The 21,589-nt window shown below is 37.4% G+C and carries 18 protein-coding genes; 10 read left to right on the top strand and 8 right to left on the bottom strand.

Annotation, left to right across the window (positions count from 1 at the left end; translation table 11 throughout):
• The first annotated feature begins 1 nt into the window (after position 1).
• The 6 genes from BUC16_RS04395 to BUC16_RS04370 all read left to right on the top strand — a co-directional run bounded on the left by BUC16_RS04395 (position 2) and on the right by BUC16_RS04370 (position 7,189).
• Positions 2–940, top strand: coding sequence for a mevalonate kinase family protein (locus tag BUC16_RS04395; RefSeq protein ID WP_073368218.1), 939 nt, complete (start codon positions 2–4; stop codon positions 938–940).
• A gap of 250 nt (positions 941–1,190) precedes the next feature.
• Positions 1,191–2,609, top strand: coding sequence for a sensor histidine kinase (locus tag BUC16_RS04390; RefSeq protein ID WP_073368216.1), 1,419 nt, complete (start codon positions 1,191–1,193; stop codon positions 2,607–2,609).
• Positions 2,610–2,880: 271 nt separating this feature from the next.
• Positions 2,881–3,801, top strand: coding sequence for a geranylgeranylglycerol-phosphate geranylgeranyltransferase (locus tag BUC16_RS04385; RefSeq protein WP_073368215.1), 921 nt, complete (start codon positions 2,881–2,883; stop codon positions 3,799–3,801).
• Between the two features lie 221 nt (positions 3,802–4,022).
• Positions 4,023–4,931, top strand: coding sequence for a pseudouridine synthase (locus tag BUC16_RS04380; RefSeq protein ID WP_073368213.1), 909 nt, complete (start codon positions 4,023–4,025; stop codon positions 4,929–4,931).
• Between the two features lie 71 nt (positions 4,932–5,002).
• Complete coding sequence (locus BUC16_RS04375; protein WP_073368212.1) at positions 5,003–5,365, top strand: nuclear transport factor 2 family protein; 363 nt, start codon at positions 5,003–5,005, stop codon at positions 5,363–5,365.
• A gap of 57 nt (positions 5,366–5,422) precedes the next feature.
• On the top strand, positions 5,423–7,189 hold the full coding sequence (locus BUC16_RS04370) for a DUF885 domain-containing protein (protein WP_073368210.1): 1,767 nt from the start codon (positions 5,423–5,425) through the stop codon (positions 7,187–7,189).
• A 35-nt stretch (positions 7,190–7,224) separates the two neighbouring features.
• Here BUC16_RS04370 and gldD read toward each other — a convergent pair whose 3' ends face one another.
• Genes gldD through mutY form a run of 4 tightly spaced genes read right to left on the bottom strand, consistent with a single transcriptional unit; the run spans position 7,225 to position 10,637 of the window.
• Complete coding sequence (gene gldD / locus BUC16_RS04365; protein ID WP_073368209.1) at positions 7,225–7,788, bottom strand: gliding motility lipoprotein GldD; 564 nt, start codon at positions 7,786–7,788, stop codon at positions 7,225–7,227.
• A gap of 7 nt (positions 7,789–7,795) precedes the next feature.
• A complete protein-coding gene (locus tag BUC16_RS04360) occupies positions 7,796–9,091 on the bottom strand; it encodes a gliding motility-associated protein GldE (protein WP_073368207.1) in 1,296 nt (431 codons plus the stop codon).
• Between the two features lie 23 nt (positions 9,092–9,114).
• On the bottom strand, positions 9,115–9,555 hold the full coding sequence (locus BUC16_RS04355; RefSeq protein WP_073368206.1) for a single-stranded DNA-binding protein: 441 nt from the start codon (positions 9,553–9,555) through the stop codon (positions 9,115–9,117).
• Positions 9,556–9,602: 47 nt separating this feature from the next.
• Positions 9,603–10,637: an A/G-specific adenine glycosylase gene (gene mutY / locus BUC16_RS04350; RefSeq protein WP_073368204.1), complete on the bottom strand. Its 1,035-nt coding sequence runs from the start codon at positions 10,635–10,637 to the stop codon at positions 9,603–9,605.
• Positions 10,638–10,769: 132 nt separating this feature from the next.
• Between mutY and BUC16_RS04345 the strand changes: the two genes are divergently transcribed.
• Entirely contained in the window at positions 10,770–11,060 is a 291-nt protein-coding gene (locus BUC16_RS04345) for an HU family DNA-binding protein (RefSeq protein ID WP_073368203.1), read from the top strand.
• 394 nt (positions 11,061–11,454) lie between these two features.
• Complete coding sequence (locus BUC16_RS04340) at positions 11,455–12,999, top strand: Rne/Rng family ribonuclease (protein WP_073368201.1); 1,545 nt, start codon at positions 11,455–11,457, stop codon at positions 12,997–12,999.
• 56 nt (positions 13,000–13,055) lie between these two features.
• Here the strand turns inward: BUC16_RS04340 and BUC16_RS04335 are convergent, their stop codons facing one another.
• The gene (locus tag BUC16_RS04335; protein WP_073368200.1) at positions 13,056–13,499 is read right to left on the bottom strand and encodes a nucleoside deaminase; all 444 of its coding nucleotides are present in this window, start codon (positions 13,497–13,499) and stop codon (positions 13,056–13,058) included.
• Positions 13,500–13,537: 38 nt separating this feature from the next.
• Here BUC16_RS04335 and BUC16_RS04330 point away from each other — a divergent pair, with 38 nt between their 5' ends.
• The gene (locus BUC16_RS04330) at positions 13,538–15,307 is read left to right on the top strand and encodes a 1-deoxy-D-xylulose-5-phosphate synthase (protein ID WP_073368198.1); all 1,770 of its coding nucleotides are present in this window, start codon (positions 13,538–13,540) and stop codon (positions 15,305–15,307) included.
• A gap of 39 nt (positions 15,308–15,346) precedes the next feature.
• On the top strand, positions 15,347–16,384 hold the full coding sequence (locus BUC16_RS04325) for a DUF3078 domain-containing protein (protein ID WP_073368197.1): 1,038 nt from the start codon (positions 15,347–15,349) through the stop codon (positions 16,382–16,384).
• Positions 16,385–16,387: 3 nt separating this feature from the next.
• Here BUC16_RS04325 and BUC16_RS04320 read toward each other — a convergent pair whose 3' ends face one another.
• The 3 genes from BUC16_RS04320 to BUC16_RS04310 form a co-directional block, all read right to left on the bottom strand.
• Positions 16,388–17,734: a deoxyguanosinetriphosphate triphosphohydrolase gene (locus BUC16_RS04320; protein WP_073368726.1), complete on the bottom strand. Its 1,347-nt coding sequence runs from the start codon at positions 17,732–17,734 to the stop codon at positions 16,388–16,390.
• A gap of 71 nt (positions 17,735–17,805) precedes the next feature.
• Positions 17,806–20,850 carry a glycoside hydrolase family 2 protein gene (locus BUC16_RS04315; RefSeq protein ID WP_073368195.1) on the bottom strand — a complete coding sequence of 1,015 codons (3,045 nt, stop codon included), beginning with the start codon at positions 20,848–20,850 and terminating at the stop codon, positions 17,806–17,808.
• A 202-nt stretch (positions 20,851–21,052) separates the two neighbouring features.
• A complete protein-coding gene (locus tag BUC16_RS04310) occupies positions 21,053–21,514 on the bottom strand; it encodes an Lrp/AsnC family transcriptional regulator (RefSeq protein WP_073368194.1) in 462 nt (153 codons plus the stop codon).
• Positions 21,515–21,589 lie beyond the last annotated feature (75 nt).

The following is a 21,589-nucleotide window of genomic DNA, read 5'->3' as shown; positions in this document are numbered from 1 at the left end:
TATGAAAGGACCTTTATTTTACTCAAAAATATTACTCTTTGGAGAATACGGAATTATTCGTGACTCAAAAGGATTGTCTATTCCTTACAATTTTTACAATGGCGCGCTGAAGAGAGAAGAAAATCCATCAGCCGAAGCCATAAATTCCAATGGCCATTTGAAACGTTTTGTTTCTTATTTGGAAAACTTGCAAAGCGAGCAACCTGAATTGGTCACTTTCGATTTGGTTACCCTAAAAAATGATGTCGAAACCGGAATGTACTTCGATTCCAGTATTCCACAAGGGTACGGAGTGGGAAGCAGCGGTGCATTGGTTGCTGCCATTTACGACAAATATGCCCAACATAAAATCACGGTTCTGGAAAATTTGACTCGTGAAAAACTATTGCGACTAAAAACGATTTTCTCCCAAATGGAGTCTTTTTTCCACGGAAAAAGTTCTGGTTTGGATCCTTTGAACAGTTATTTGAGCATTCCTATTTTAATCAATTCCAAAGACAATATCGAGGCAACCGGAATTCCAACCCAAAGCTTGGAAGGAAACGGTGCCGTATTTTTGTTGGATTCAGGAATTGTGGGCGAAACCGCCCCGATGGTCAATATTTTCATGGAAAACCTGAAAGACCAAGGTTTCAGAAAGATGTTGAAATCCCAATTCATAAAACATACCGATGCTTGTGTCGAAAGTTTCTTGGGTGGCGACATGAAATCTTTATTTGAAAATACCAAGAAATTGTCGAAAGTCGTTTTAAACAACTTCAAGCCCATGATACCCGAACAATTTCACGGCATTTGGCAAGAAGGAATTGACTCGAATGATTACTACCTAAAACTTTGCGGTTCAGGTGGTGGTGGCTACATTCTAGGTTTTACCCAAGACTTGGAAAAAGCAAGATTGGCTTTAAAAGACTATAAACTAGAAGTGGTTTATCAGTTTTAAACACACACCCTTAAATCAGAAACCTCTCTAATGTTAGGCAAATAGTACCAACTTCTTGCAATGAAGTTTGTTCGTTTTGTTATTTATCAGAATCAAGCACCGCGATTTGATTTCTTGTTAAATCCCCATTAAGCATAATATTAGAAACAACAGCATCATGAAAATAAAAAAACCTTAAACTATTTTCGGCATCAATAAAAAACCCCATCTTTAGTCAGTTTTTTCCTTGTTTTTATACCCGTAAAACTATATGCCTAAAAATATCTTTAAGAATAGTAAGCTTCGCAATATTTTCATTCCTTTGATTATAGTTGTTTTGTCTTGTTCCTCGTTGATTGTCATCAACTATCTAACCATTAAAATCTTGTCGGCATCAAGAGCATATGTAAATGGGGAATCCCATTATTCAAAAGGACAAAAAGATGCAACCAGACACCTTATCACCTACCTTTTTACTAAAGACCCAGTTCAGTGGGAATTATTCAACAAAGAATTAAGTGTCCCGAAGGGAGATAAAATTGCACGAATCGGCTTGATAAATAACGATGCGACAGAAACCATCAAAAATGGATTTAGAGCCGGTAGAAATAATGAGAAAGACCTGGATGACATGATATGGCTGTTCAAGTATTTCCACTCCGTGCCTTTCTTGGCAAAGGCCATCAACGAATGGGAAAATGCAGATTATTTCATAGTCCAATTGGCATCGGTTGGAAATGAAGCCCACAAAAAAATAAGTGCCGATAATTTAAATCCGGAAGACAAGCAAAAGATTCTTCAACAGACAACCATCATCACCAATAAATTAACGAAAATTGAACAAAATTTCTCCGATACACTTGGTGAAGGCACGCGTTTGATTAAAACATATCTTCTTCTAACAAATATATTTTTTACGTTGATGATCATTGGCAGCACCGGTATTTACTACTTCCTAATGATTAACAGGTTAAGACGTTCGAAAGACGAAACAGATGATAAAAACAGGAATTTAATTATGGCCAACAGGGAACTTGATAAATTTATTTACAGTGCTTCACACGATTTACGTGCTCCCATCGCTTCCCTAAAAGGATTAATAGAAATCGTAAAAGAGGAGGAGGATTTGGACCAAATTAAATCTTATTTAGACCTGATGCACGAAAGCCTTGACAAACAAGACGAATTTATCAAAGAAATAATAGATTCTTCTAGAAATAAAAGAAAAAAAACAGCCATTGCTCCGGTCAATTTAAATAAAATTATAGATGAAATCATTGCCCAGCAACAGTATATTAAAGACACCCGTAAAATCGTCATCAAAAAAGAATTATCAGTTGACGAATGGTACAGTGACGGCCTGAAATTAAAAATTATTTTAACTAATTTATTGTCAAATGCCATCAAATATTCTGACGAAAAAAAGGAAAAAACGTATATTTCAATTAAAACGTACAACCTGGGAGAATTTTACAAAATGGAAATTGAAGATAATGGCATAGGAATTAATGAAGAAAACCAAGTCAAAATTTTTGAAAAATTTTTCATGACCAAAAACAACACCAAAAGTTCGGGATTAGGTCTTTACTTGGCAAAAGAAGCTGTTAAAAATCTTAATGGGAACATAACAGTAGATTCTAAAATGAATATTGGGACAACATTTACAGTTACCATACCCAAAGAATCATGATTCCTAATTCTATCATTCCGAGAAATAATTTATCCTGATTCACCTTCAAAAAACATCTTCAATCAGATGAAACCAGAATTCTTGTCCATTGGCAAGTGAAAACACTCCTGTTTTTTAGGGATTTTTCAACAATATCTTCCCAGAAGAATTTGCAAATGTTTTTTTGTGGAAAATCAAGTTGATTTTAAAAACAATATCCTAAATTTGAAAATAAATTAGCAAGTTTATAATTACGACATTGTGAAACTTGACGACTAACCATTAATAAAAAATGCTGAGCAGAAAGAACAAACTTTTAGTGATGAAATTTGTCAGTTTGTTCTCCGTGGTTAGGGGCTACAACATTCCGATAATCGTTCTGGCCCAATATCTTTCGGCGATTTTTATCCTCGCTCCCGAAAAAAGAGCTTTGTCCATCCTACTCGATTTCGACCTGTTCATCATCGTTTTTGTCTCCTCGTTGACCATTGCATCAGGTTACATCATCAACAATTTTTACGACAGCAAGAAAGATTTAATCAATCGTCCCAACAAATCGATGCTCGACCGTTTGGTCAGCCAGAAAACAAAGCTGTATGTCTATTTCACGCTGAATTTCATCGTGGCATTATTGGCCATTATCGTTTCTTGGCGTGCTTTTTTATATTTTTCGGCCTACATTTTCTTGATTTGGTATTATTCGCACCGAATCAAAAAATACCCCATAATTGGAAATTTAACGGCGGCACTCTTGGCAATTTTGCCTTTTTTCGCCATTCTTTTGTATTACAAAAACCTGTATGAAGTCATCATTGGTCACGCCACTTTCTTGTTTTTATTGCTTTTGATTCGCGAAATGATCAAAGATTTGGAAAACATCAAAGGCGATTTGGCCAACGATTACAAAACCATTCCCATTATTTATGGCGAAGAGATTTCAAAGAAAATAATCACGTTTTTAACCATTTCGACCATAATTCCCATCTATGTTTTAATCGAAATTTTCGACGTGGGTTATATGGACATTTATTTTTATTCCTGCCTGATAATTTTAATATTTTTCTTGATTCATTTGTGGAAACACAACACTAAAGAACAATATGTATTGCTCCACAATGTCCTGAAATTCCTGATTGTGGCGGGTGTTTTCTGTATTATTCTCATCAATCCGAGCGTGTTGTGGCACGGCGAAAAATTGTTGCGTTCGATTTAGTTTTTCAGGAGCCATTTCCTGCTGTACACTTTATCTCTTGTGGCGAACCCCGCCACAAGAGGCAATTGCGAAAGCAATTGAACATCAGGGCTACAAAACCCTAATCCAAAAACAATCAACTATTAAGCAATAAAAAACTATCTTTGCATAAATTATAGAATATTATGAAATGAGCATTTGCGAATTACATATTACCTATAAAAAATAAATAAAATAAAAATATGAATAACAAGGAAGGCAATAATAAAAAAAGCGGCGGCAGGGCAAACAGTTCTAGACCAAGCTCCAACAAGCCAAAACCTGCGATGCAAAAAAGGGCACAAGGTCCTAAAAAAGTAAAACCAACAAACAAAGTTCCTGAAGCGACTACTGATAAAGTAGAAAAAAAACCAAATCAGGCACCAAAGAGACCTAAAGTAAAAGACGAAATTCGTTTGAATAAATACATCTCCAATTCTGGAGTATGTTCGCGTCGTGACGCAGATATTTATATCCAATCTGGAAATGTTAAGGTAAACGGAATTCCAGTAACCGAAATGGGATATATGGTAAAACCGGGAGATGTAGTGAATTTTGACGGAGCAACTTTGACTCCTGAGAAAAAAGTGTACATCTTGCTGAACAAACCAAAAAACTTCACGACAGCACTTGACGAAGGTCAGGAATATCGCAATGTTCTGGAATTGGTAAAAGGTTCAACCACAGCAAAAATTGGAGCTGTTGGAAGAATGGACAAGAACACAACTGGTCTTTTGTTGTTTACAAACGATACGGACATGATTCGCAAGTTTACTTTACCAACCAACAAATCATCAAAAATCTACCAAGTTTCTTTGGACAAAAACCTAAAATTCGAGGACTTGGAAAAAATACAAAAAGGATTGGTTCTTGATGGACACCGTGTTTTTGTGGAAGATGTAAGTTATATTGAAGGAGAAGCCAAAAGCGAAATTGGCCTGAAATTAAGATCGGCCAACGTCAAAGTAGTTCGTTCTATTTTCGAACATTTCAGTTATGATGTTTTGAGAATTGACAGGGTAGCTTTTGCAGGTTTGACCAAAAAGAATTTGCCAAGAGGAAACTGGAGATTGCTTACCGAACAAGAAATCATCAATTTGAAAAACGTATAAGTTTTATAAATTCATTAATAATTTAAATTCCCGCTCCTTTCAAGCGGGAATTTTATTTTAAAAAAACAAAAATGACATCTACAAAGAATTTATCAATTGCCCATAAATGGTTTGAAGCTTTCAACAATCATAATCTAGACCAGCTTTTATCTTTATATGATGACGATGCGGAACATTTTAGCCCAAAACTGAAAATCAAAAAACCGGAAACAAATGGTTTGGTAAAAGGGAAACAATCACTGCACGATTGGTGGGAAAAATCTTTTGAAGAGCTACCAAGTTTGCATTACAAAGTTACTTCGCTCACGGCAAACGAAAATCGGGTTTTTATGGAATATACAAGAACCGTTCAAGGCGAAAGTGACATGCTTGTTGCCGAAGTCTTGGAGATAAAGGAAGCTAAAATTGTTTTCTCCAGAGTATATCACGGATAATTTACTTGTTACATCAACCATAAATAGTTAGCTTTACCTAACCAATCCAAATAAATCATGAAAAAAACACTTACTTTTTTCTCCATCTTTTTATTATCTCTGCTTTTTGTAAACTGTAAACCTGAAATGAAATCACAAGATTTCAAGTCAATTATGGACAACTATTTTGACGATAAAAATGCACTAAACCCACTTGACGCCACTCAATACGGTCAAAACGAATACAACGATCAATTACCGTTCGAAATGACTGATGGTTATAGAAAGGCACAAGCATCTTTTTTTGACAAATACGAAGCCGCATTGGAAACAATCGACGAAACGCAATTATCCGAAGAAGATAAAAACAGCTACGAAATCATAAAATGGGAGGTTGTAGTCGGAAAAAAATTATTGAAACAACCCACGAACCTACTCCCAATCACCCAGTTTGACGGGACACATTTAACCATGGGACAATTTGCCGGAGGAACGAGTGCACAACCATTTAAAACTGAAAAAGATTATGCCAATTTCTTGAAAAGGTTGGACATATATTCCGTTTGGATTGATTCGGCGGTGGTGTACATGAAAAAAGGAATGGCAAAAGGAATCGTTTTACCAAAAGAATTAACGGAGAAACTAATTCCGCAATTTGAAGGAATGCCCACTCCAAAAATAGAAGACAACCTTTTTTATTCATCCATAAAATTGATGCCCGCGACATTTTCTGATGAAACAAAGAAAGATTTGACAGCAAAATACACGGCTATCATCAACGATAAACTGATTCCCCAGTACCAAAAAATGACTGATTTCTTGAAAAAAGAATACCTTCCAGCATCTAGGACGACAAGCGGATTTGGAAGTTTTCCGTTTGGCAAGGATTTATATGCCATATATGTAAAGCAGTGGACAACGACTGAAATGACTCCCGATGAAATCCATAACTTGGGATTAAAAGAAGTAACTCGATTGAATGCCGAAATGGAAAAAGTCAAAAACCAAGTGGGTTTCAAGGGAACATTAAAAGAATTTTTTGACGATGTTCGCAACAAACCAGAGTTAAAACCTTTCAAAACTCCTGAAGAAGTTATTGCCAATTTCTACAAAATTTACGCCAAGGTAAAACCTAATGTGGACAAACTGTTCTCGCTTCAACCCAAAACAAAATTTGAAGTCAGAAGAACTGAAGCCTTCCGCGAAAAATCTGCCGCAGCACAATATTCGCAAGGAGCCGCAGATGGTTCCCGTCCAGGAATTTTTTATGTGCCAATCCCCGACATTACTGATTACAACATTTATCGCGACGAGGATTTGTTTCTGCACGAAGCCATTCCAGGACATCATTTCCAGATTTCATTGCAACAAGAAAATGCCAGATTGCCGGATTTCAGAAAATTCAATTGGTTTGGTGCTTATGGCGAAGGTTGGGCTTTGTACACCGAAAGTTTGGGTAAAGAACTAGGAATGTATCAAGACCCATATCAATATTTCGGGATGCTCAGCAGCGAAATGCACAGAGCCATTCGATTAGTCGTTGATACCGGAATCCACAGCAAAGGCTGGACAAGAGAACAAGCCATTCAATACTCATTGGACAATGAAGCCATGAACAAAGCGGGTATTATTTCCGAAATCGAACGTTATATGGCACGTCCAGGTCAAGCACTATCCTATAAAATTGGCCAATTGAAAATTAAGGAATTACGCAAAAATGCGGAAACCAAAATGGGAGCCAAATTTGACATCAAAAAATTCCACGAAAAAGTTTTGGAATCTGGCGTAATGCCATTGGCCTTGTTGGAAAAGAAAATCGACAAATGGATAACCGAATCTAAATAATCAATAAAAAAACACTCTTTTCAGAGTGCTTTTTTTTATTTCCATTTCAAAGTTTCCATCAACCTTTGCATATCGTTTCGAACGTAGCTTGCAGCCGGCATAATAGAATCGTAATTGGGTTTTGCGTAGAAATAAACGGAACCCGTCACAAAATGTTTGGTACTGTCCGTCACGTAAAACTGTGAATTCGTGGCGGCATTGCCATCAACCCGATAAAACATGCCATATACTTTTTTGGATGGATTCAAATAGGGTTGTTCCAAGATGTCATCCGCTTTTATCACGTGTTCATAAGTTAGTTTTTGGGCGTCGCGAAGCAATTTGTCTATATTGCTATTTACCGGCTTGTAAGTCAAATAAATCGTGGCTTTCATTTTTGGATACGTAATCGTAAATCCACAGTCCTTCTCCCCTTTTATAACCGCTTCGGAATTCATTTCGAAAGTGAACGGACATTTATTTTCAAAATTCACGTATTCCGCCACGGGATAATCCAATCGTAAATAGCTCGAAGGCTTAGGCAAAACTTCGTCCTTACAGCTAAAAACTGAAAACAGCACGACCAATAGCGCGAAAATAGCAAGTTGTTTTTTGGGCATTTTATGTTTATTCAATGGTGACTTTTATTTGTTTAACGCGTTTTTTATCCACGGCTTCAATGGTAAACGTGCAATTTTCGAATGTGATTTTCTGGTCTTTTTGGGGAAAATTTCCCAAAATTTCAAGAATAAAGCCAGCCAGTGTTTCGGCTTCTCCTTTTGTCGATTCGAATAATTCTTCATCGACATCGATAATTCTATAGAAATCCTTGAGGTTTGTTTTTCCTTCAAAAAGATAATTCTTGTCGTCTATTTTAGAACAATTGGAGTTGTCTCCGTCAAATTCATCGCTGATATCGCCCACAATTTCTTCAATAATATCTTCAAGAGAAACTATACCTGATGTTCCTCCGTATTCATCCACCACGATGGCCAAATGACTTTTCATGTTTTGAAAATCCTTGAGCAAATTGTCGATTTTTTTGTTTTCGGGAATAAAAAACGGTTCTCTAATCAATGTTTTCCAATCAAATTCGTCCTTGTCAATGTGTCGAAGCAAATCTTTCACAAACAAAACGCCTTCTATCTGGTCTATATTGTCCCTGTACACGGGAATTCTGGAAAACCCTTTTTCTATTATTTTCGAATAAATCGACTGGAAAGATTCTTCTATTTCCAATGCAAAAATATCCATTCTCGGACTCATTACCTGCTTGGCATCGGTGTTTCCGAAAGTCACGATTCCTTCCAATATTTTTTGTTCTTCGGATGATGTGTCTTCCGTGTCCGTGAGTTCCAATGCTTGCGACAATTGATCGACAGAGAAATTTGTCTTTTGCTTTCCCAATTTATTGTGCAAATATATGGTGACTTTGCGCATTGGCAAACTTATTGGCGAAAGCAATTTATCGAGAACCACAACTGGATAAGCCACCCATTTGGCAAACTTGATATTGTTTCTGCTGGCATACACTTTTGGTAAAACCTCGCCGAACAACAAGATTAAAAAAGTAACCAAAATAACTTCGACAATAAATTTCAAGATAGGCAAAGTGATTGCCGAGAATAAATTTTGACCAATAAAGGAAAACAAGATTACCACTCCAATATTGATAAAATTGTTGGCTACAAGAAGCGTGGCTAACAATTTTTTGGGTTTTTCCAGCAGTTCCGAAATGATTTTCCCTTTTGAAGGATGCTCTTGCAAAGTGTCGTCGATGTCTTTTTGCGACAAGGAGAACAGCGCCACTTCGGCACCAGAAACCAGTGCAGAACAAAACAACAACGCAAAAATTGCGATAAATCCGAATACCAAATTAGTATCTAAAGTAGATGCTAAAAGAAAACTGGGCTCTGGGTCCAAATTAAAATAGATTAGTTAAACAATCAAAACGGCAAGTCATTTATGGGCAAACCGTTATTTTGCGAGTCAAAGTTAGTGTTTTTTTCAATCTCGGGACTTTGAACTGACTTGTTGTCTTCATTTCCTTTTTTGGTGGTCAAAAAAGTGAACTCGGTAACCTGAATCTCAACGGTGTGTTTTGTAGAACCGTCTTCAGCCTGCCATTGGCGCGATTTTATTCGCCCTTCAACATAAATTTTATCTCCTTTTGACAAATATTTTTCACAAATCTCGGCGGCTTTATTGCGCACAACCAAATTATGCCATTCAGTGGAAGTTATCCTTTCATTGGTTGTTTTATTGATATAGACTTCATTTGTTGCCAAAGAAAATCTTCCAATGCAATTTCCTCCATCAAAATAATGCATCTTGACTTCATCTCCAAGATGACCGATCAGCATAACCTTATTTAATGTTCCGTTCATTATATGGTGTTGGGATTGATATCAAAGATACACATTTTAGAAATTATTTAATTCGTTTCGATGAAATTATAAATCACTATCGGGAAAGGAAATGTTTTCAAGGTTTCGGCATCAACGCCGTTCTCAATAGTTCCATCAACCTTTATTTTCCAAAACTTGATGTGCAAATGTTGGTGCGATAATTTATGGACAATACTTTTATCGTTGCAATCTTCTATACTTATTACGGCGTTGTTTTTGAAAAATTCCTCTTGGATATTGGCAGAAATAAAATCAAAATCTTCCAGCGCATCCGTTTCAATCAATGGAAATTCGTAGAGATTGTGCCAAATCCCTTTTGCTGTTCGTTTCTGTATTATCGTGTTTTCATTGTCATCAGCAACCACCAAATAATTAAAGAACCGATTCCTGACCTTCAACTTCTTTGATTTCACGGGCAATTGATCGACTTTCTTTTTTTGCAAAGCAGCACAACTGGTATTGAAAACACAAATGCCGCAATTGGGACTTTTGGGAACGCATTGCAAAGCACCAAACTCCATAATGGCTTGATTAAAAATCGCCGGGTTATCTTTTGGCATCAATTCGGAAGCCAAAGCAGCGAATTCTTTTTTGGCGGAAGCCGCAGCAATATCGGTTTCCACGTCAAAATAACGGGACAAAACCCGAAAAACATTTCCATCAACAACAGGAACAGCTTCATTATAAGAAAAGGAAGCAATGGCGGCGGCCGTGTATTCGCCAACACCTTTCAATTTCAACAAGTCATTATAATTGTCTGGAAATTTCCCCGACAATTCATTGGCTACATATTGAGCGGTTTTGTGCAAATTTCGAGCACGGGAATAATAGCCCAAACCCTGCCAAAGTTTCAAAACTTGTTCTTCATCGGCATTGGCCAAATCAAAAACCGTTGGAAAAGCGCTCACGAAAGACAAAAAATATGGCGTTCCTTGCGCCACTCGGGTCTGTTGAAGCATTATTTCGGAGAGCCAAATCAGGTATGGATTGTCAGTTTTTCGCCAAGGCAAATCACGTTTGTTTTGTAAATACCATCTTATCAATACATTGGAAAAATTCATCATTAAATATTAGTTAACAAAAGTAAAAGTTTATATGATTAAAATTTAATGAATTAGCTTGAATAATTGTTTTTTTAATTCATATATTTGCAGACCCAAAAATTAGTATATCATTTATAAATACGAAAGAAAATGACGAAAGCAGATATCGTTGCAAAGATCGCAGAAAAATTAGGTCTTGAAAAAGGAGATGTTCAAGCAACAGTAGAGACCTTTATGACTGAAGTAAAAAGCTCATTAGAAGAAGGAGACAATGTTTATTTAAGAGGATTTGGAAGTTTCATTGTGAAAACAAGAGCTGAAAAAACTGGAAGAAATATTTCTAAAAACACCACAATTAAAATTCCAGCTCACAACATCCCGGCATTTAAACCAGCAAAAGTTTTTGTTGAAGGGGTAAAAGTTAATAACGAAGCAAAATAAAAATAATTTATTAATCATAAAATCACCCTACTATGCCAAGTGGTAAAAAAAGAAAGAGACATAAGGTAGCAACGCACAAACGCAAAAAAAGAGCGAGAGCTAACCGTCACAAAAAGAAAAAGTAGTTTATAACTACTTTTTTCTTTTTAAACGTTCATTGAAATTTGGAAAAAAGAATGCAGATGAGAGATTACAGATTGCAGTTTTAACTGCAGCCTGAAAACTGCCCACTGCCGACTGAATTTCCTCCCGGGTTCAATACCTGTTAAAATTATTGTTTAATCCATCTGTAAATAAGATTTCAGATTTCAGATTTCAGATTTCAGATTTTTTAAAAATCTAATTTCTTTATTCTGTTTTCTTTTCTCTAAAAATACAGATAAAAATTTACAGAGTGAATAAAGAATTAATCATTAGATCTAGTTCCGAAGCCGTAGATTTTGCCTTATTAAAAGATGGAAAACTAATTGAATTACACAAAGAACAAGAAACGAGCAACTTCCAGGTTGGCGATATTTTTATTGCCAAAATAAGAAAACCAGTTGCCGGACTAAACGCTGCTTTTGTAAACGTGGGCTTCGAAAAAGATGCTTTTTTACATTATCACGATCTGGGTCCTAATCTTGCTTCCCAACTGAAATTCATAAAACTTGTAAGCGCAGGTAAAATAAAAGATTTCTCCCTAAAAAACTTTCAGTTTGAAAAAGAGATAGACAAAGATGGCTCGATTACAGAAATCATAAATGCCAATCAATCTATCTTAGTACAAGTCGTCAAAGAACCAATATCTACCAAAGGACCAAGAATTAGCGCAGAGCTTTCACTTGCCGGAAGATTTATTGTTTTAGTTCCGTTTTCTGACCGTGTTTCTATTTCACAAAAAATAGAAGACAAAAAGGAAAAAGAACGTTTGAAACGACTGGTACAATCCATCAAACCAAAAGGATTTGGTGTTATTGTTCGCACAGTAGCCGAAGGCAAAAGCACAGTAGAATTAGAAAAAGATTTGCAGAACCTCATAGAGAGATGGACTGCAATGTGTAAAAAATTACCAACCGCCCATCATCCGTCCAAGGTATTAGGAGAGCTCAATAGAGCTTCATCAATATTAAGGGACGTCTTCAACGATACCTTTAGCGGTATCCAAATAGATGATGAAGAGTTGTACAACCAAACGAAGGACTATTTACAAGAAATAGCCCCTTCGAAAACATCGATTGTCAAGTTTTATCAATCAAAAGACACTCCAATTTTCGAGAAATACAATATAGAGAGACAAATCAAGACCTCCTTTGGAAAAACAGTTTCCATGAGTAAAGGTGCTTATCTTATTATTGAGCACACCGAAGCTTTGCACGTTATAGACGTCAACAGTGGAAACCGTTCCAATAAAGCATCCAATCAGGAAGACACTGCCATGGAAGTCAATATGATTGCGGCCGCTGAAATCGCCAGACAATTGCGTCTTCGTGATATGGGCGGAATAATCGTGATTGATTTTATCGATTTGTCAAATCCCGAAAATCGTAAAGTCCTGTTCGACTTCCTGAGGGAAGAAATGAGCGATGATAAAGCGAAACACAAAATCTTGCCTCCGAGTAAATTTGGATTAGTCCAGATTACCAGACAAAGAGTAAGACCGGAAGTCAATATCAAAACCAGAGAAGAAGATCCAAACAATGGAAGCGGCGAAATTGAAGCGCCAATTCAAATCATTGACAAAATCGCCCTGGATTTAGAAAGCATTTTAAAAACACACAATGACGTTGTGCTTAATGTACATCCATTTGTGGCCGCATACCTTACCAAAGGTTTTCCATCAATACGTTCAAAATGGTTTTTTGAACATAAAAAATGGGTAAAAATCATACCGCGTGACGCTTACACGTATTTACAATACCATTTCTACGATAAAAAGAAGAATGTTATTATTGAGTAAAAACAAAAACCGCCTTTCGTGAGATTGGCGGTTTTTTTGTGTCTTTTTTCTAAATCCTATTTCCTTTTCTTCGTAAAAAACCGCTTCATCAATTCCGAAGCTTCATTTGCCATAACTCCAGAAACAACTGTTGTTTTGGGATGTAGTTTTGTTCCCATTGTAATAAAACCACGATGTTCGTCACTGGCTCCAAAAACAATTTTAGAAATCTGGCTCCAATACAAAGCACCGGCACACATTTGGCAAGGTTCCAATGTGACATAAAGTGTGCAACCAACCAAATATTTTCCACCCAAGAAATTAGCAGCAGCTGTTATCGCCTGCATTTCGGCGTGGGCAGTAACATCATTGAGCATTTCGGTAAGGTTATGACCTCGGGCAATTACTTTATTGTCGATTACAATTAGAGCACCAACAGGAATTTCATCCTTTTCAAAAGCCATCTCCGCCTCCTGCAAGGCTTTCTTCATAAAATATTCGTCGGTGAAAGGGTTTTCCATAATTACAAAAATAGGAATTCAATTCGTACATTTGCCCTATGACCAAGAATTTACTTCAACACATCAATAACCCCACCGATTTACGCCAACTCGATGAAGCCCAACTTCCTCAGGTGGCACAGGAATTACGTGATTTTATCATTGGTGTTGTTGCTGTAAAAGAAGGACATTTAGGCGCCAGTCTTGGCGTTGTTGAACTTACGATTGCCCTACATTACGTTTTCAACACACCCGAAGATTTATTGATTTGGGATGTGGGACATCAAGCTTATGGACATAAAATATTGACGGAAAGAAGAGAAAATTTCCATACCAATCGCCAACTCAACGGGATTTCGGGATTTCCAAAAAGAAGCGAAAGTGTTTATGATGCGTTTGGCGTTGGTCACTCTTCCACTTCCATTTCGGCAGCTTTGGGAATGGCGATTGCCTCCAATTTAAAAGGCGATTTCGAAAAACACCATATTGCAGTTATTGGAGATGCTTCCATCGCATCGGGAATGGCTTTTGAAGGATTGAATCACGCTGGAGTTACCGATGCTAATTTATTGGTAATCCTCAACGACAATGCCATCGGGATTGACCCCAGCGTTGGTGCCTTGAAAAAGTATCTCACTGCCGTAAAAGAAGGAAAAAATCCAAAGAAAAACAACATGATCAAATCCCTGAATTTTGATTATTCAGGTCCTATTGATGGCAACGATATTTTTGCCGTTCTCCAAGAATTAAAACGATTACAAAAAATAAAAGGCCCAAAATTCCTGCACCTTATTACCACAAAAGGAAAAGGCCTGCAACAAGCCGAAGAAGACCAGGTAAAATACCATGCTCCAGGAAAATTTGATGCTTCAACCGGAGAAATTCACCCCAAATCAGAAGAAAACCTTCCTCCAAAATATCAGGATGTTTTTGGGTTGACGGTATTGGATTTAGCCAAAAAAAATGAAAAAATTGTGGGAATCACTCCTGCCATGCCATCGGGAAGTTCGTTGAAATTTATGATGGACGCTTTTCCAAAACGTGCTTTCGACGTGGGTATCGCCGAGCAACATGCAGTCACATTATCTGCTGGAATGGCGACACAGGGAATGGTCGTTTTTTGCAATATTTACTCCTCTTTTTTACAACGCGCCTACGACCAAGTCATCCACGACGTGGCTTTACAGAATTTGCCCGTTATTTTTTGTTTGGACAGGGCGGGATTGGTTGGCGAAGACGGCGCAACGCATCACGGCGTTTTCGACTTGGCTTATTTACGATGTATTCCCAACATCATTGTATATTCTCCCTTAAATGAAATCGCTTTGCGAAACATTTTATATACTGCACAATTGGGGTTGAATCATCCCATTGCGATTCGTTATCCCAGAGGTCGTGGTCAAATTTTGGATTGGCAAAAACCATATGAAAAAATTGAAATCGGCAAGGCAAATTGTCTCAAAGAAGGAACGAAAGTGGCCGTCTTGTCCAACGGCACCATTGGCAACAACGTGACTTTGGCATTAGCCGAAATGGATAATCCAGAAACCATCGCGCATTACGATTTCGCCTTTGTTAAACCACTGGACGAAAATTTATTACATTCTATTTTTGCGACATTTGAGAACATAATCACCATTGAAGACGGTGTTGTCAAGGGAGGTTTTGGCACGACTATTGCGGAGTTCGCATCGAAAAACAATTATACTTCAAAAATAAAAATCCTTGGAATTCCTGACGAATTCATTGAACAAGGAACTATTGGAGAATTACAACAATATTGCAAAATTGACGTTAAAAGTCTGTCAACAATTTTTTCTGGCTATTGAAATGAATTATTTTCGCATTTTAAAATTAAATACTTAATAATGAAATTACTACATAAGTTCTTCCTGCTTTTTTTATTAACAATTTCCATAAATAGTTATTCCCAAGAGGAAACCGAACTCCTAACTCCAATAGTGGTCGAAATCATCCCGATTACAACAACTGCAACTCCCATAACGGCAACAAGAGTCATAAAACCACGCGTCAACCCCCCTTTATTCCCTGTGTCGGCTTGGGCAAAAAAAAATACGGTTGGTCTTGACTTGACCGAAATTGCTTTTGTCAACTGGAATGCAGGGGGAACAAGCTCCATTTCAGGTTTGTTTAAAGGGAATTTCACCCGAATATATGCGACACAAAAAAGCAAATGGGTCAACGAATTAATCGTTAAATACGGCATTAACAAGCAAGACGGCCAAACCATAAGAAAGTCGGATGATGAATTTCGAATTAATTCCACCTTTGGCTACAGAAAAAACGAAGCTTCAAATTGGTATCATTCGGCCAAGTTCAATTTCAATACCCAATTTACCAACGGTTATAAGTATCCAGACACCGAACATCCCATTTCAAAACCATTTGCGCCAGCCTATACTTTCCTTGGAGCCGGTGCCGATTATTTCGACAAAGCAAAGAAATTCGATGTCTATATTTCGCCAGTAACATTGAAAAGCACCCTGGTTTTAGACCAAACCTTGGCCAACAAAGGAGCTTTTGGAGTAACCAAGGCAACTTATGACTCGGCAGGAAACATGCTTACAAAAGGAAAACAATCCAAAACCGAATTCGGCTTTTTGGTAACCAACTACTACAAAAAAGAAGTTTGGAAAAATATCACGATGGAAAACCGACTGAGTTTGTATTCTGATTATGCCAACAACTTCGGAAACATCGACGTGGAATGGAAATTACAATTTGATTTGGTCGTGAACCAATATGTAAGCGCCAACATTGGAACACACGCCATTTATGACGACGATGTAAAAACTACCGAAATAATTGACGGAGAAAAAGTTGCCAAAGGCCCCGTATTACAGCTAAAACAATCCCTCGGAATAGGAATGGTTTATGCTTTTTAGAACTTAGTTTGTTTTCCTGCCGTTGATGGTTTCGTACAATTCCAATGCATTTCCATCGGTCAAAAGCGAAACATAATGGCAAATATGCAAGAGCCTTTTATACAAGTCGTCTTTTTCTTCCCAGAATTTTTCAGGCAACATCTTCAGCAATAATTTGTCGTAATTGGACGAATTTCCGTCGAATTTATTGTTGAAAGCCGTGATAAATTTATCCAACAAGGTTTGAATAATTTGGTAGCCCACAATCTCTTTTTCGATTACCTCGCGACTTTGATAGATGTTTTTGACACTCAATTTGATGATGTCGTCCATTTGTACTTTGTATTTGCTTTTATCGGTCAAGGCAAAAGGGAATTTCCCTTGTAAAATTGCTTCTTCATTTTCGACAAAAACTTTCACGGCATCATTGATTAAACTCCCAATCGCCAAAGCCCTCAAGTAACTGATTCGATCTTCTTTGGTCGTTAAGCTGTTGTATTTGGAGGAATCAATACTGTCTTTGACCAATTTGATTAAATATTCCAAGGCAAAATCTTCCGAAACCAAACCTAAATTGATTCCGTCTTCAAAGTCAATGATCGTGTAACAGATATCGTCGGCAGCTTCGACCAAATAAGCCAAAGGATGTCTTTCGAAACCAATGTCGTTGCCCTCTTTGTTTGGAATCATCCCCAATTCTGAGGCTACATCCTGAAAAAATGCCGCGTCCGACTGAAAGAAACCATATTTCTTGTCGGCAATATTTTGTGTTGGTTTTTTCGGCAAACTTTCCTTTGGGTATTTCATGAAAGCACCAAGAGTGGCATAGGAAATTCTCAAACCTCCCTCAATTCCGGGACGACTCGCGGTAAGCACCGAAAAACCATTGGCATTGCCTTCAAAATCGATTAAATCCTGCCATTCCTTGGCCGAAAGTTGGTCTTTGTATTGTTGTCCTTTTCCAATGGAAAAATACTCTCCAATGGCTTTTTCTCCGGAATGTCCAAAAGGTGGATTCCCGATGTCGTGCGCCAAGGAAGCTGCGGCTACAATGGCTCCAAAATCATTGGCTTGAAAACCGTGAACTTCCTTCAGATGCGGGTATTTTTCGATGATTTTCTTGCCAACCAATCTCCCGATCGAACGTCCCACAACGGAAACTTCCAAACTGTGCGTCAATCTAGTGTGCACAAAATCAGTTTTCGAAAGTGGAATAACTTGGGTCTTGTCTTGCAAACTTCGAAATGCCGACGAGAATATAATTCGATCGTAATCGACTTCGAACCCCAAACGAGTGTCGTCTTGTTCAATTCGTAATCGTTTGCTCGTGTCGCCTTGACGTTTTAAAGACAATAGTTGTTCCCAGTTCATCGGATTGGATATTTTATTTTGTTTCAAAGATAAAAGAAACATCCTTGTTTTATAAAAAACTGGCTTTAAAATTATTTCAACAGATTCAGCAAAAGTTGTTGTCCAACAATATTCGCTTTATTCTTGGCCGACACGTTAAAAGTATTCATTGCTGCATTTTCTCCGTCGCCTTCCGCTTTTTTGACTACTGCATTTTCTTTGATACAGGCAAAAATATCCAATGCACAAAGGATAATTTTCCCTCTTCCGTGTGGAATTACGCTTAATGCAGAATACACCTCTTGTTTGTGATCGGAAACGCAACCCACTATGGTTTCGCCGTTAAACATCCGAAGCCCGATCCTGTTTCTGTTGTATGCGGCAAAACATTGGTATTCCCAGTTGAACACACAAGATTGCGGCAATCCCTCGAACCATTTGCTGTCCTTTACAAAGTAATTTCCACCGTACCAAGACGTTCCCAATGTTTTGAAACCTCGGTAATCGGCAGCTTCTTTTTTGGCAAAATGTGTTGCCCAAGTATCGATGTCATTCACAACCACGATCGTATTTCCGTTGTTTACCCATTCCAAAAGATCCGTCACCAATGGATTTCCGGTTTGAAGCGGCTTGAAAGCTCCAATTACCAAACAATTTCCGGAAGGATTACCACTTTTATAATTTTTGAAATTTATTTTTTCGGAATCAAAATATTTTCCAATAACTCCCGTAGTATCGGCAACCATAATATTGGAAGCCATTTTTTCCTTGTTTAATTTTACGGCAAATAATTCATCGCTTCCCATTGCAATAACACTATTGTCTTTCGATACCAATTCGGCAGTTATCTTTGTATAACCTTCCGTTTCTGGGGCGAATTTATTTCCGGAAGACAATAATTCTCCATATTTGATGCCTCCACTAACTGTAACAGGAATTGTTTTCGTCCAAACCGTTTCTTTCTTGTTATTTGTTGCTTTTACCTTTAAATCGTATGCTCCTTTTACGTCTTTTTCGTTCACAATAAAAAAGTCGACCGTAGTCGTATCTTTAACAGACAAGACTTTGTGGTTTAATTTCACGGCAACATACAAAGGTTTATTGTAACGGGCAATTACATCGGCATCGCCTTTAAGATTCCGGTAATTGTCCACAATTCCCGAATGGTTTTCGAGCTTCATGCTTTCCCAACCGTTTACTGCATAACCATCAATAGTGTTGTTGATTCGTATGTTTTCAATAGTCCTTCCTTGGTAATAGAAAGCGACATTTCCCATTTGTCTGGTCAAACTGTCAACGTTTGGAAATGACTTCTCGAAATCATTTTTCTTCAAGAAATTGTCATAAGCATCATACCATTTTAGATAATCATCGCTTTCCCAACCAATATTTTTGCCTCTTTTAAGAATTTCATCTCGAATTAATTGCAATCTTGGAGGCGTTCCTATTGCACCTTCTTCTCCATAATAAATAATCTCATCTTTATGATCCGTAAACTTTCCATAGCTTTTAGGGTTGTTGTATAAATTATCATGATATACGCCTGGACCGCCAGCGTGGTGCTGGTCAAACCAACCGTATTTATAAAATTGATTGTCATAAGGTAAAAGATGCAATTTAAAACGGGTATCCGGCCCTATTTTTATTGCCCCATTGCTGGAGTTGTAAGTCATTATTCGGGTTGGGTCGAGTTTATGTCCTGCCTGCATTTGCAAACTGTCTTTTTGTTGTGGCTCCGCTCCTCTTTCATTGTGCATGTTATAAATAACCAATGAAGGATGGCTTCGGTCACGTTTTATCATCCTAAAGAATTTCTCGTCACGAGCTGCAAAATAAAAATCGGCTTGTTTCTTTTCCAACTCATTCTTGGGATTGAATTGATTGGCCGGAAATTGATTTCCTCCCGGCTCTTGATAATAAAGTAAACCCATTTCGTCTGCATAATCCAAGACATTGGTTTGGCCAATGGTACGGTGAAAATTTAGCATGTTTAAACCAATGGCTTTGGCATCGGCAATTTGTTTTTTGGCCAATTCATCGCTTGGAGCAATTCCGTTTACTGGCCAAAAACCCCAAGATATTGCCGTTCTTACCACAATTCGTTTGTTGTTCAGGTAAAATTGCTTGTCGCCTTCAATGTCTTTGACTTCGAACCAACGGAAACCAAACTTTTTCTCCACAATATCCTTTACAACATTGTCTTTTTTAATCGTGGTTTTCAGCACGTATAAATTGGGATTGTCCACGTCCCAAAGCTTTGCATTATCGACTTTAACGGTAAAAGATTGCGAAGCATTATTTCCACTAACAGCTTCAATTGGATAGGTTTTTGACCAAACTGACACACCTGTTTTTCTTTCGTTGACTTCCAATAGAACATTCCCTTTAAAAGTGGCCGATGTATTGTTGGTCAATGAAATCTCCGCATCAATTTCGTTCAAGCTTGGTTTATTTTTAATAAAAACATCATTCACAAAAACCTTTTCAGTTGCAACAATGCTAACTTTCCCGGTAATTCCTCCAAAACCGTGTGTTGGGTTAGTGCGATAATCGCCCCACATATAATTCGAACTGTCTCTCCAATCAAAATTCCCGTTTGGATCAGTAATTCGAACTGCTATGGAATTCAATTTTCCTAATGTTACATAATCGGTAATATCAACATCAAAAGGAGTTCCGTTGATTAAATCATAACCCGCCAATTCTTTGTTTACAAATACTTCGGCTCGGAAACGAACACTTTCAAAATGCAAAACAATTCTTTTCCCTTTCATTGCTGCCGGCACATCCACTTGGGTCGTAAACCACGAAATCCCTAAATAGTTGCCTGAAACTCCAAAAGAATTCTTGTTCAAACCCCAATGAAATTCTTCGACCGTTGCCGGAAGTTGCACTGTTTTGCTTTCTCCTTTTTCCAGTGCTTGCCATCCGCCTGTAGGCAGATTTACTGGCAATTTTTTAAGGTCAACTGGAGGAGTGAACAAGACATCATTTTGCCATTGAGCTATTGGATCCAACCAGAGTTGCCAGTTGTTGTTGGATATATCTTGCACAATACGTTGTTGGGCAAATGAAGTTGTGGTTGTTAAAACAATAAGCAAAATTGCAGATAGGAATCTTAACTTTTTTGGGTGCATTTTTTATTAATTTTGGTAGTTAGTTTTTAAGCTTTATGGCTTTAATTATATTCTGTTCTGTTATGTATTCTGTTATGTAAATCACAGTAAATCAGCAAAATATATTCTCAAAAATATGAAATAGAAAGCTAGAAAAAAATCACAAACCCAAATATTTTTAGGCAAAAAAGTAGTTGGATGAAAATCAACACATTAAAACTTATCAAATCGCCAATGCTGTACTATGCTTAATTTCACCCATCACAAAAATACTTTGGGTATTTCCGATATTCTCGATGGTGGATAATTTATTCATTACAAAATCCTGGTAACTCGACATATCTTCGACCAAAATTTTCAGCATAAAATCATAATCGCCGGCAATGTTGTAGCATTCGATGATTTCCGGCAGCGCCACGATATCTTTTACAAAATTACTTCCCACATTTTTGGCGTGTTCTTTGAGTCTGACGTTACAAAAGACTGTCATTCCCAAATTCAATTTTTTCTTGTCCAATAAGGCCACATATTTCATAATATAACCGTCCCGTTCCAGTCTTTTGATGCGTTCATAAACTGGTGTAACCGTCAGGAATAATTTGCTCGCCAGCTCTTTTGTGTTGATATTCGAGTTCTCCTGCAGTTGTTTTAATATCTGTAAATCGATGTTGTCCAAGTTTTCCATAGTTTTTTTTACTGTTTGAATTCAATTGAGAATCTTTATTCCATACAAATTACTGTAAAATTTACAAAATATACA

The sequence above is a fragment of the Flavobacterium fluvii genome (assembly GCF_900129545.1).
Classification (GTDB): domain Bacteria; phylum Bacteroidota; class Bacteroidia; order Flavobacteriales; family Flavobacteriaceae; genus Flavobacterium; species Flavobacterium fluvii.
Note: the sequence above shows the minus strand (reverse complement) of the source record. Positions and strands in the feature narration are given on the sequence as shown.

Excerpts from the sequence above, each read along its gene's own strand:
- BUC16_RS04395 (WP_073368218.1), top strand. The coding sequence starts at position 2 with ATGAAAGGACCTTTATTTTACTCAAAAATATTACTCTTTGGAGAATAC.
- BUC16_RS04390 (WP_073368216.1), top strand. The coding sequence starts at position 1,191 with ATGCCTAAAAATATCTTTAAGAATAGTAAGCTTCGCAATATTTTCATT.
- BUC16_RS04385 (WP_073368215.1), top strand. The coding sequence starts at position 2,881 with ATGCTGAGCAGAAAGAACAAACTTTTAGTGATGAAATTTGTCAGTTTG.
- BUC16_RS04380 (WP_073368213.1), top strand. The coding sequence starts at position 4,023 with ATGAATAACAAGGAAGGCAATAATAAAAAAAGCGGCGGCAGGGCAAAC.
- BUC16_RS04375 (WP_073368212.1), top strand. The coding sequence starts at position 5,003 with ATGACATCTACAAAGAATTTATCAATTGCCCATAAATGGTTTGAAGCT.
- BUC16_RS04370 (WP_073368210.1), top strand. The coding sequence starts at position 5,423 with ATGAAAAAAACACTTACTTTTTTCTCCATCTTTTTATTATCTCTGCTT.
- gldD (WP_073368209.1), bottom strand. The coding sequence starts at position 7,788 with ATGCCCAAAAAACAACTTGCTATTTTCGCGCTATTGGTCGTGCTGTTT.
- BUC16_RS04355 (WP_073368206.1), bottom strand. The coding sequence starts at position 9,555 with ATGAACGGAACATTAAATAAGGTTATGCTGATCGGTCATCTTGGAGAT.
- mutY (WP_073368204.1), bottom strand. The coding sequence starts at position 10,637 with ATGAATTTTTCCAATGTATTGATAAGATGGTATTTACAAAACAAACGT.
- BUC16_RS04345 (WP_073368203.1), top strand. The coding sequence starts at position 10,770 with ATGACGAAAGCAGATATCGTTGCAAAGATCGCAGAAAAATTAGGTCTT.
- BUC16_RS04335 (WP_073368200.1), bottom strand. The coding sequence starts at position 13,499 with ATGGAAAACCCTTTCACCGACGAATATTTTATGAAGAAAGCCTTGCAG.
- BUC16_RS04330 (WP_073368198.1), top strand. The coding sequence starts at position 13,538 with ATGACCAAGAATTTACTTCAACACATCAATAACCCCACCGATTTACGC.
- BUC16_RS04325 (WP_073368197.1), top strand. The coding sequence starts at position 15,347 with ATGAAATTACTACATAAGTTCTTCCTGCTTTTTTTATTAACAATTTCC.
- BUC16_RS04320 (WP_073368726.1), bottom strand. The coding sequence starts at position 17,734 with ATGAACTGGGAACAACTATTGTCTTTAAAACGTCAAGGCGACACGAGC.
- BUC16_RS04315 (WP_073368195.1), bottom strand. The coding sequence starts at position 20,850 with ATGCACCCAAAAAAGTTAAGATTCCTATCTGCAATTTTGCTTATTGTT.
- BUC16_RS04310 (WP_073368194.1), bottom strand. The coding sequence starts at position 21,514 with ATGGAAAACTTGGACAACATCGATTTACAGATATTAAAACAACTGCAG.